6 protein-coding genes are annotated in these 12,047 nt (G+C 65.8%); 5 read left to right on the plus strand and 1 reads right to left on the minus strand.

The window, feature by feature from the left end:
- Nucleotides 1-552 precede the first annotated feature (552 nt).
- Nucleotides 553-1,956, minus strand: coding sequence for a hypothetical protein (locus tag HTUR_RS23210; protein ID WP_012945800.1), 1,404 nt, complete (start codon nt 1,954-1,956; stop codon nt 553-555).
- A 131-nt stretch (nt 1,957-2,087) separates the two neighbouring features.
- Here HTUR_RS23210 and HTUR_RS23215 point away from each other — a divergent pair, with 131 nt between their 5' ends.
- The 5 genes from HTUR_RS23215 to HTUR_RS23235 all read left to right on the plus strand — a co-directional run bounded on the left by HTUR_RS23215 (nt 2,088) and on the right by HTUR_RS23235 (nt 12,043).
- The gene (locus tag HTUR_RS23215) at nt 2,088-3,782 is read left to right on the plus strand and encodes a pectate lyase (RefSeq protein ID WP_012945801.1); all 1,695 of its coding nucleotides are present in this window, start codon (nt 2,088-2,090) and stop codon (nt 3,780-3,782) included.
- Nucleotides 3,783-3,874: 92 nt separating this feature from the next.
- Nucleotides 3,875-5,305 (plus strand): family 4 glycosyl hydrolase, encoded by a 1,431-nt coding sequence (locus HTUR_RS23220; protein WP_012945802.1) that lies wholly within the window; start codon nt 3,875-3,877, stop codon nt 5,303-5,305.
- Between the two features lie 171 nt (nt 5,306-5,476).
- On the plus strand, nt 5,477-8,002 hold the full coding sequence (locus tag HTUR_RS23225; protein ID WP_148225456.1) for a DUF7282 domain-containing protein: 2,526 nt from the start codon (nt 5,477-5,479) through the stop codon (nt 8,000-8,002).
- 146 nt (nt 8,003-8,148) lie between these two features.
- Nucleotides 8,149-10,281 (plus strand): DUF1349 domain-containing protein, encoded by a 2,133-nt coding sequence (locus tag HTUR_RS23230; protein WP_012945804.1) that lies wholly within the window; start codon nt 8,149-8,151, stop codon nt 10,279-10,281.
- A 211-nt stretch (nt 10,282-10,492) separates the two neighbouring features.
- The gene (locus HTUR_RS23235) at nt 10,493-12,043 is read left to right on the plus strand and encodes a glycoside hydrolase family 28 protein (protein WP_049942094.1); all 1,551 of its coding nucleotides are present in this window, start codon (nt 10,493-10,495) and stop codon (nt 12,041-12,043) included.
- The last annotated feature ends 4 nt before the right edge of the window (nt 12,044-12,047 follow it).

Raw genomic sequence — 12,047 nt, forward strand, 5'->3', positions numbered from 1 at the left:
GAGTGTCGTGTGGCCGTGTCACTCACTATCAGTCGGTGTTCGACCGCCGATCTCGGTCGAGTGCTCGTTCGGACGGTGTCACTACTCGCGACGAACTCTCGATCAGCATTTCCCACACGCGAACACTCCTAACAGTCCGAATACGGCCTCACATCGGCCTATAATCTCGGTATAGAAATCCCGACGTCACGACACTCGATCGCGACTGCCTTCGGTTTACATACGTATGGATGTCAGAAGAGGTGCCCCTGGTATTACACAGGTACTTTTGTAAAGTTCGGCGAGGGGGAACCAGTGACCGGTCAAATGCAGGTTGACGGCGGTTGTGTCGGTCAGCGTAATCACTGAACGGATCTTTCGAACGCGTTCGCGAGGCTGACTCGAGCGCGCTCGCCGTGCAGCGTCGCGGCTGCAGTCACGCGGCTATCGGTCGGTCTCGGATCGCGGAACGCTGGTGTGTGGCGCCAGAAAGCGAAAATGACGGCTCGTCGGTTTTCGTTCGGTATCTCGAGTCCACTGACCGCGAGAACGAAACGGCCGACCCCTGCGGCATCAGAGAGGACTCGCGGCGGGATCCTCGACGGCCCGTGCCCACTGTGCAAGCCACTCGCCGACTCCCTCGTCGGGAACGTCGAGCGCGTGCGTCGTCTCCTCGAGGTCGGGGTAGCCGCCGACGTCTTCTTGACTGTCGATGATGGCGCCCATGCCCTCGCGGACGTGCTCGAGGATCCGTTCGTCGTGTGCGGTGCGATCGGCGGGGCGGGCGCCGACGCCCGAAAGCACGGTGTCGTAGGCCTGCCCTCCGCGGACCGTTTTCAGGTCGTCGGGCCAGAGGGGGCGCTGGGAGGCCATCGTGATGCCGCCCTCATTTCCGGTCACGGGCATCGACGACGGATCGGTCTCGTTGTACGCGATGTAGGCGGTTATCGGCCCCTTCGCGTCGGTGTAGGTCGTCCCGACGACGGCGTCGTCCGTCGGCGTCCGCGGCCCCGCGCGGTAGTAGTTGCCGACGATGCTCGCGGTCGTCTCGTCGTCGACGCCGCCGCCGAGGTTGAGCGCCCGCTCGAAGTTGTACCCCACGTTGTTCGCGACGACCGAACTCGTGCCGCCCTTGAGCCGGGGGTGGCGAGCGACCGTGTTTGCCCAGAGGTTCCCCGCGATGGTCACCCGCTTGCTGCGATCCATCACCAGCGTCCCGTAGGAGTGGGCGCCCTTCGGGTGGATCGAGTCGTTCAGACACTCCGCGATGAGGTTGTTGCTGAACGTGATGTCCGGCTTCTCGCGGCCGCTGTTGGTCGAGACGCTCTCGTCGGTTCCCCAACTGGCCGAGCAGTGGTCGAAGATGACGTTCGAGCCGCCAGCGTTGCTTAGGCAGTCGATCTCCGAGGGGATCTCGTCGCCGGGGCGAACGCGGATGTGCTGGAGGAGTACGTTATCGGCGTCGACGCGAATTCCGCCTCTGATGATCGTGATACCCGGCGACGGGGCGGTTTGCCCCGCGACGTAGAGCCCGGGCCGATCGACCTCGATAGACGCCCCCTCGAGGTCGACGACGCCGCCGACCTCGAAGACGACGATCCGGGGGCCCCGCCGGTCGATCGCCTCTCGGAGCGATCCCTCGCCGGACCCCTCGAGGCTCGTCACCGTGTACACCTCGGGCTCGGTTTCGGAGAGCCACGAGGCGTCGGCGAACCCGTCGGTCGCACCGACGTGGGAGCTCGCCGACTCGCCGAGGAAACTCGCGTCGAACCCTGCCGAATCCTCGGTAGACGACTCGTCCGTCCCGTTTTCGTCTCCGTTCTCTCCCGCCGGCGTCTCCCCGCTATCGTCCGACTCGCTGCCGGTACAGCCGGCCAGCGTTCCGGTGAGACCGACCCCGGAGAGGGTCAGGAGCGTCCGGCGAGAGCATCGACGTCGATCAGTCGGTTGCGATCGGCTACCGCTCGCTCGATCCATGTCACCGCCGATGAACTACCCGTTCTTAAATCTTAGTGAGACGATACCGCACTGCACTGTTCGATTCCGATCGAACCTGCTAGAATACTAACCGAGTACACAAGTGACGGCCGCTGGTCTGGACCACTACGATGGGTTCGACACTGGCCGACGAGTTCCTTGAGACCGTTCGCCGTCACGCCGATGCGGCGCTGACGGCCGGACGCGACCGGTACGGCGAGCGGGAGACGCCGCTGCTTGCCGACGCGATCGATCCCGGCGCCGAGGCGGCGGTCGCCTACGACGCCCGCGACGTCGCTGCTGATCGGCGCCTTTCGAACGTGGCGACCCAACAGGAGTTCCTCCGGACTCTCGTCGCCCTCAGCCGGATCGACGGCGACGAGCGCTACCGGGACGCGGCCGTCGAAATCGTCGACTGGTTCCTCGAGCACCTCACGGACGCGCGGGGCCTCCCCTACTGGGGCGGCCACGTGGCCTACGACCTCGAGGCGGACGCGCTGGCGACGAATAAGGACGGGCCGCACGAACTGAAGTTCGAGTATCCCTTCTACGATCTGTTCTGGGAGGTCGATCCGGACGCGACGCGACGCTTCGTCGAGGCGTTCTGGGACGCCCACGTCTACGACTGGTCGATCCTCGATTTCAATCGGCACGGCGACCTCAACGAGTGGTGCAACGACGAGTACGACTACGCCGACGGGGAGACGAGCGACGTCCTATCGACGGCCGACGGAGCAATTGATGACCCGTGGGACCGCGCGTACGAGGGCGGCGACGTCTTCTTCTGGGGTGACGGGCTGACCTTCGTCAACACCGGGAGCGACCTCTACTACGCCGCGGGTCGGTTGGCCGAACTCGACGGCGACGCCGGCGATGACACCGACCGCAGTGGCGGCGGTGGCGACGGTGACGGTACCGCCGACGGTCCGCTGCGCTGGGCGCGGCGCCTGGCCCGTCGGTACGTCGAAACGCGCCAGGAGACGGGCATCAGCGGCTACCAGTTCAGCCAACATCCCAGCTACTGCAACGGGCCGGAGATCCGGGGCGACCGGGCCCAGTACCAGTTCGCGCCGTACATCCACGGCGACCACCGCGTCTATGAGGGAACGCTGTTCCGCCCGCGCCCGATCGTCCAGCGCCGCCAACTCGAGCTCGGCGAGCGCCTCGGCGACCGCGGCCGGGAATTCACGCGGTGGGCCGTCGCGGAACTCCGCGCGTGGCGCGAGGCGGCCTACCGTCCGGAGCGAAACGAGTTCGAGCCGATGCTGACCGACGGACACAGTTTGGAGGGGTTCGTCGTCCGCCGCGAGGGCTATTTCGGGCCCAAGGGGCGCGTTATCGGCCCCATCGAGGCCGACGCGGACTTCCTCTGGGCGTACGCGACGGCCGCTCGGACGACGGGCGACGAGACCTGTTGGCTGACGGTCCGCGACATCGCGCGCGGACTGGGTCTGGGCGATATCGGCGCGCTCGACGAGACGGGCGGGAGCGCGGACGCGGCGAATGACGGCGTCGCCCTCGAGATCGGTCCCGACCTCGAGACCGATCCCGACTGCGACGATTTCCGGGCGGTGTACGCGCTGCTGGAACTTCACCGGGCGACGGGACGCGACGCTTACCGCGACGCTGCGGCACGCGTCGGCGAGCGCGTCCTCGAGGCGCGCACGAACGACGACGGGCTGTTTGTCGACGGCGAGGACCGGATCGTCCTCGAGGATCCGGTCCCGCTGGCGCTGTTGCACCTGGCGGCGGCGCTGCGCGGCGATGATCGCGGGAAGCTTCCGACGCCGGTCGGCGATCGACGATCGCCAGAGGGTGGCGTGTAGAGCTGGGCCGGGGACGACCGATGGTCCGAGAGCCGGCAGAATCGTCACCGAATGCCAACCCTTTTGCCGCGTACCGTCCGTGCGAGAGACGTATGCATCAACTCGGTAGTCGTTCGATCGAGGAGATCCCTCGCGTGAAGATCGGATACGTCGGGGGCGGCAGCCAGGGGTGGGCCCACACCCTCATCAACGATCTCGCGCAGTGTGGCGACATCGCCGGATCGGTGGCGCTGTACGACGTCGACCACGAGGCCGCGACGAAGAACGCCGAACTTGGCAATCGGATCGTCGAGCGCGAGGACGCCGACGGCGACTGGACGTTCGAGGCCTACCGCGAGATGGACGACGCGCTCGCGGACGCCGACTTCGTCGTCTGCTCGATCCAGGACCCGCCCGCGGAGACGTTCGTCCACGACATCGACGTTCCCAAACAGTACGGCATCCACCAGCCGGTCGCCGACACCGTCGGTCCCGGCGGGGTCCTCCGCTCGATGCGGGCGATCCCGCAGTACCGCGAGATCGCGGCGACGGTTCGCGAACAGTGTCCCGATGCGTGGGTAATCAACTACACCAACCCGATGACCGTCTGCACTCGGACGCTCTACGAGGAGTACCCCGACATCAACGCGATCGGGCTCTGCCACGAGGTGTTCAAGTTCCAGGAGCAGTTCGCCGACATCGCCGAGCGGTACGTCGACGACGCCGAGGACGTCGCCCGCGAGGAGATCCACGTCACCGTCAAGGGGATCAACCACTTCACGTGGATCGACGAGGCCCGATGGCGCGATACCGACCTGTTCGGCTACCTCGAGGCCGAACTCGAGGAGCGGAAACCGCTGAAGGACTTCGATCCGGGTTCGATGGCCGACGCGTCCTACTGGGTCAACAACTACAACGTCGCCTTCGACCTCTACGACCGGTTCGGCCTGCTCGGCGCGGCCGGCGACCGCCACCTCGTCGAGTTCGTCCCGTGGTACCTCCAGCTCGACGACCCCGAGGACCTCCATCGATGGGGGATCCGGTTCACCCCGAGTTCGGCTCGCCTCCCCGACGACGACGGGCCGACGCAGACCGAGCGGTACCTCTCTGGCGACGAGGAGTTCGAGTTCTACGACTCCGGCGAGGAGGCCGTCGACATCTTCCGGGCCCTGCTGGGACTCGAGCCCGTCGAGACCCACCTGAACTACCCCAACGAGGGGCAGGTCGCGGGGCTGCCCGAGGGCGCCGTCGTCGAGACGAACGCGTTGCTCACCGGCGACGACGTCTCGCCGCTGGCCGCCGGCTCGTTCCCTCGCGAAATCCGATCAATGGTGATGACCCACGTGAACAACCAGGAGACGCTCGTCGAGGCCGGGTTCGAGGGCGACCTCGATCGGGCGTTCCGGGCGTTCCTCAACGATCCGCTCGTCTCGATCGAACGCGACGCCGCCGCGGACCTTTTCGTCGAACTCGTCGACCGCGAACGCGACTACCTCGAGGTGTGGGACCTCGAGGACGCCGACGTCCTCGCGGCGTCGCGCTGAGCGTCGAAACGGCTGTTTGCGACGTCGTCTCGAATCGATGATTCCGACGATAGCGGCGGACTATGAGGCCTCTACCCCTATATTCTCTCTATATACTAGGAAAACAACCATGATAAATTATAAATAGGGATGGTTGTGTGTTACATGACGAACCGTATCACACGGGGAGACATGACACAATCACAAAAGAAGCACCGAGTGCTGCTGTTCGCCGCGATGATGGTGGTATCGATCTTCGCCACACCGGCGATCGCCGCGGGCACAGCCTCGCCGACGAGTACAGTCGAGACGAACGAGCAGACAGCCGAGACGAGCACAGCGGAGTCGATGATGGAGGAAGGGAGCGCGAAACCGCTCACCATCTCCTGGTTCCGCGACGACGGGGACGGTAACGGACCGTACCCCGTTTTGCCGAACGAATACGACGAGGACGACACCGGAATCTCGATGTTCGCCAACGCGGAGGGCGACGCGCACCTGCGCGCTGACGATTCCATCGCGAAGAATCCCAACGGCCAGTGGGACATGGTCACGCTCCACGTCGAGTCGAGCGGACTGGAGGAACTGAACCCGCCCGTTTCCGGCGCCGACAAGGGACTCGTGACCGAGAACTTCGTGAACAACGACGACTGGGACGTCTCGATCACGCAGGCCGACGGTGACAAGGAACTGAACATCGCGGACAACATGGAGGGGTACGAGAACCCCGCTGGCGTCGACGAAGACGTCCCGCCCGTGATGGTCTTCGCCGACACCGACGAGGTCGACGACGACTTCGCCTACGGCGACGAGCCCGACACGGGTCTGCTCGTCTGGGTCGACCCGAACCGCGCGGTTCTCGACGAGAACGGCCAGGAGGCCAGCTTCGAGACCGGCGAGGAGTACACCGTCGAGTTCGACGTCCACGGCCAGACCGAGGCGACGAGCTTCGAGACCGTCGAGGGCGACGTGACCCTCGAGGACAGCTACGAACCCGACAACAAGGTCGGCGAAGAAATCAGCGGTACGTCGACGCTCGCCGGCGGCACCGAGGTCCAGTTGGTCCTCGAGACCGAGGACGGCGAGACGCAGACCGAGACCGTCGAGGTCGAGGGCAACGAGGTCCTCAAGGACACCGACTCCGCGGGGACCATCCCCGCCGGTCCGGTCACCGGGCAGTTCGACCTCTCGGGCATGGAAGGGCAGGAGTTCACCCTGACCGCCTACGCGCCCGGTCCCGAGGACGGGATGGTCGACGGTGAGCCCGCCCGCGACGACGACGTCTACTTCGGCGAGAACCGCATCCAGGTCGCCCAGTCGTCGGGCGTGATTCAGGACGTCATCGATCCCGACTACACGATCGAGAGCGCCAACGCCAGCGACGGCAAGCCGCTGTCGATCCCGTACGGTATCGGCTACGACACGGCCGCCGTGATCGGCGACAACACGGGCGACGGCGAGGTCGCTCAGGACGATTCGGTCGCGCTGGACGTCCAGGGCACCGAGGCCTGGGACCCCGTGGTGCTCCACTACGAGACCAGCGAGTCGGTCTTCGAAGCGATCGACAAATCGCCCGGCGAGAACATCCTCGAGAAGTTCGAGAGTTCGCCGCTCTCGCTCGCAGTCGAGCAGACTAACGGCGACAAGGCGCTCGACCTGAGCGAGGATCCCAGCGGCGTGACCATCGCCCTCGACCGGAACACCGCCGACAGCCGACTCTACAACAGCAAAGAGACGGGGCTCTTCTTCGGGGTCGACCTCAACGAAGTCACTCTCTACGAGGACGGCGAACCGGTCGAGGCCGAACCCGGTGAGACCTACGAAGCGACGCTGACAATCGAGACCGAGGACGGCGTCGAGGAGGAGACCATCGAGTTCGAGACGGTCGAGGGGAACAGCTGGATCGGCAACGAAGAGGGAGAGGTCGAAATTCCGCAGTCCTCGAGCGCCGAGATCCAACTGAACACCGAACTCGCCGCCGGCTTCGAGTGGACGATCACTGCCACGTCCGAGGATGGCAGCCTCAACGTCTCGGAGATGGACCACGAGAACCACGGAAACGGTGACATCCTCGCCGGCAAGGTCGCGGGTTCGACCCCCACTTCGTCGGCCACGATGACGGTCGACACCAGCGACCTCGAGTACGACACCGAACTGGTCATTACGGCCAGCCTCGAGGAGGATCCGCCGAACTCGCCCGTCGAGGTCGTCAACACCACGGGCGTGATCGTGCCGCCGCCGTCGGCCAGCGTCTCCGTCAGCGATCAGGCTGGCGAGGGTGACAGCATCTCCGTCGACGAACTCGACCTGAGCGACGGCGGGTTCGTCTCCGTCCACACTCAATCGGCGTCCGGCCCGACCATCGGCTCGAGTTCGTACCTCGAGGCCGGCACCAGTTCGGACGTCGAGGTGACCCTCGACGAACCGGTCAGCGAGGACACGACCCTCTACGTGCAGGTCCACGAGGACACGAACGGCAACCAGGCGTTCGACTTCCCGAGCGCCGACGACGCTTACACGGACGAGGGAACGCCGGTCACCGCCAGCTTCGAGTACACCTACGAGGGGAGCTCCGACGATGGCGATACCGGTGACGACGAGAGCGGCGACGACGACGGCGACAGCGCCGACGGCGACGACGGCATGCCCGGATTCGGCGTCCCGGCAGTGTTGACCGCGCTGCTCGGTGCCGTCCTCGTCCTTCACCGCCGCGCGTAATCACAGCGAGACCGACCCGCGGTAGCGGATTTTTTCGCGGTCCGTCCGACCGTCGCGAGCCGCGGCGCCGGAGCGACTATTCTCAACAATTAACAATCACAAATACTAAGGTGTGTCAGTCGATACAGGCTGTGTACGATTAGCATATGAACCCCGATAGACGCACATTCATTCGAACAGCCAGTGCAGCGGCCGGGCTCGGTCTCGTCGCCGGTTGCTCGGAGCTGTCGAACGACGAAGAGGAGGAGCCGGACGACGCCGGCGACGCGCCGGAGGTCATCACCATGGAAGCGGCCGGCGCGGACATCTGGAACCAGGCCGACCTGGGTCACTACTACTACACCACCGTGAGCGGCGATTTCGACGTCACCGTCGAGGTCGCCTCGCTCGAGAACGTCAACCCGCACGCGAAGGCGGGGATCATGATCCGCGAGTCGCTCGACGCCAACTCGCGGAACCTGATGGTCCGTAATCGCGCCGGATTCGGGATGTCGCCCCAGTGGCGTCCCCGGGACGGCGCCGCGACGACGAGTACGACCTCAGAGGACGGCGCGCCCCTGAGTCGGATCGATGGCGGTACCATGGAGGGGTCCTGGCAGCGCCTCCAGCGATCCGGCGACACGCTGCGGGCCTACGGCTCCGAGGACGGCGAGGAGTGGACGCTGATGGTCGAACTCACGGCCAACGAGATCGAGTTCAGTGACGAGGTCTACCTCGGGTTGGCGGCGACGAGCCACGACCAGGCCACCGCCACGACCGCGAAGTTCCGCAACTTCGAGGGCGTCGAACCCGACGAGAACGACGATATCGGCGCGCCGCTCGTCGAGGGTAGCGTCTCGGTCGATCAGGTGGCCGTCGCCTCGACGCTCGAGCCGGCCGATATCGGCCCGAACTCGGCGACGCTCAAGGGCGAACTCGAGCACCTCGCCGGTGCCGACTCCGTCGACGTCTTCTTCCGCTACCGCGAGGTAACCGCGGACGAGTGGCAGGAGACCGAGCCGTCGTCGCTCTCGGAGACGGGCGAGTTCGGCATCGACGTCTCGGGACTGGACGCGCGACGCTACTACCAGTTCCACGCCGTCGCCGACGACGGTAACAACGAATCCGCGACCATCAACGATCTGTTCTCGACGACCAGCGGCTCCAGTGGCGGCGCCGGAGACGGGCCCGAGAGCGCTTCCGCGTTCGATCCGAGCGACGGATTCGCCGACGTGGCGCCGTGGCTCGACGACGACACGCCGATCGTCGTCGTCGACGAACCGACGCGAGAGGCCCTCGAGACCGCGATCAGCGTCGACGGTCCGCGCGTCGTCGTCTTCGAGACCAGCGGGACGATCGACATGGAGGCCTCCGACCTCAACGTCCGCAACGGAAAGTGCTGGATCGCGGGCCAGACGGCGCCGTCCCCGGGAATCACGATCATCCGCGGCGGTATCTGGCTCTACGGCGACGACTGTGTCGTCCAGCACCTGCGGGTTCGGCCCGGCGACGCCGGCCAGGAACCCGGCGACGGCTGGGAACCCGACGCGATCCAGACGGCCGACGACAGCACGAACAACGTCATCGATCACTGTACCGGCACGTGGTCGGTCGACGAGAACATCAACGCCGGCTACGACACCGAGAACACCACGATCTCGAACTGTCTGGTCGCCGAACCGCTCAACGACGCGACCCACCACAAGGGCGAGCACGGCTACAACTCGATCATGGGCAACAACGCGAAGAACGTCGCGCTCATGGGCAACGTCTGGGCGCTCGGGACGGACCGCAATCCGCGGCTCAAGACGGGGACCGAGACCGTCGTGGTCAACAACCTCATCCACCACTTCCACGACGGGATGTGGACCGACCCCGACACGGAACACAGCATCGTGGGCAACGTCTTCGAGGACCCCCAGACCGATCAGGCAAACATCATCGGCGATGGGAGCGTGTACGCCGAGGACAACCTCCTCAACGACGGCAGCACCGAGATGATCGAGGACAGCGTCACGCAGCTGAGCTCCCGACCGCTGTGGCCCGACGCCCTCGAGGCGATCGACTCGAGCGAGACCAAGTCGCACAACCTCGCAAACGCCGGTGCACGCCCGGCCGACCGCACCGACCACGACGAGCGCATCCTCGACCGCATCCGCAACGGGAACGGACACGTCATCGACAGCCAGGAGGAGGTCGGCGGCTACCCCTCTCTCGAGGTCAACACCGCGTCGCTCGACGAACCCGAGTCCGGCCTGCGCGCCTGGCTGCGCGAGCAGGCCCTCGCCGTCGAACAGTAGCGTCGCCCGTCACCGTCGACGACCTGCCGTTGTATCGCGCCTGAACTGCCATCCTTCTCGGCGGGCGGCCGCCATCCCGTCCGCCGGTCCGCCGTCGCCACCGACGAGCGGAGTCGCTGGTCCGCCGTTACAACCGATGAGTGGAATCGCCGGCCAACGGCGACCCGCCGACGACGCAACGTTTATTTCCGTACTCCGAAATACCCAGACGATGGCAGCACCTGAAACGGACGGATTCGATATCCGCGAGTACGGCGCGACCGGCGACTCGGACGCGCTCGATACCGAGGCGATCCAGACGGCGCTCGACGAGTGCGCCGAGTCCGGCGGGACGGTGTACGTCCCGTCGGGCACGTACGTGACCGGCCCGCTCCGGGTCGGCGACCAGACGACCCTGCATCTGGACGCGGGGGCGACGCTCCAGTTCGTCGGCGACTACGAGGCATTCCCGACGGTCCAGAGCCGCTGGGAGGGGTGGAACCAGTACGGCTTCCACCCGTGTCTGCTCGTCGACGACGCCGAGAACGTCTCGATCACCGGCCGCGGGACGATCGACGGCGGCGGCGAGTACTGGTGGCAGTTCTACGACGCCCCCGAGTCGGAGATCCCAGACGGACTCCAGGAGCGACTGGCCGAGTTCGAGGAGAAAAACGAGAAACAGGACGACGTCAGCAGCTTCACCCACCGGCCGCCGCTGTTCCAGATCTCCGAGTCGGAGAACGTCAGCGTGTCCGGCGTGACCCTCGAGAACTCGCCGTTCTGGAACACTCACGTCGTCTACTCCGAGAACGTCACGATCACCGACGTCAACATCGCGAACCCGGCCGACGCGCCTAACGGAGACGGGATCGACATCGATTCCTCGCGGTACGTCCGCATCAGTGACACCTACATCAACGCGGGCGACGACGCGATCTGTATCAAGTCCGGGAAGAACGCCGAGGGCCGCGAGGTCGGCGAACCGGCGTCCCAGATCACCGTCACCAACTGTACGGTCGAGGCCGGTCACGGCGGCGTCGTCATCGGTAGCGAGATGTCCGGCGACGTGCGGGACGTGACGGTTTCTAACTGCACCTTCACCGACACCGATCGAGGGGTCCGGATCAAGACCGCTCGCGATCGCGGCGGCGTCGTCGAGGACCTCCGGTTCGACAACATCGTCATGCGACGGATCGCCTGCCCGTTCACCATCAACGGCTACTACTTCATGCCCCTCGACAGCGATTCCGAACCGGTCGACGAGGGGACGCCGATGGTGCGGAACGTCTCCTTTACCAACATCACTGCCCGTCAGGTCGAGACCGCCGGCTTCTTCGCCGGCCTCCCCGAGCAGTACTTCGAGGGAATTTCGTTCAACGACGTGCAGATCGACGCCACCCGGCCGCTCGACGCGACGGACCTCGATCCCGCGATGGCCTACGACTACGAGCAGACCCACGCCCTCTTCTGTAAGTCCATCGCCGACATCTCGTTCACCGACGTCCGGATCCGGACGCCCGGCGGCCCGGCGATGCAGTTCGAGGACACCGAGGACGTGACGATCGACGGCCTGCGGGTCCCCGACGACCAGGACGCGCCCGTGGTCTCCCTGACGAACGTCGATCGGACTCGAGTCCGCGGCTGTGCGCCCCAGTCGGAGGGACCGTTCCTCGAGGCCGGCGGGTCGGAAACGCGCGAAATTTCGTTCGCCGGTAACCACGGATCGCTGGCCGACGACACCGAAATCGCCGACGACAGTGACGCGACGATCGACCGCTCCTGAACGC

It is taken from the genome of Haloterrigena turkmenica DSM 5511 (assembly GCF_000025325.1).
Lineage (GTDB): Archaea > Halobacteriota > Halobacteria > Halobacteriales > Natrialbaceae > Haloterrigena > Haloterrigena turkmenica.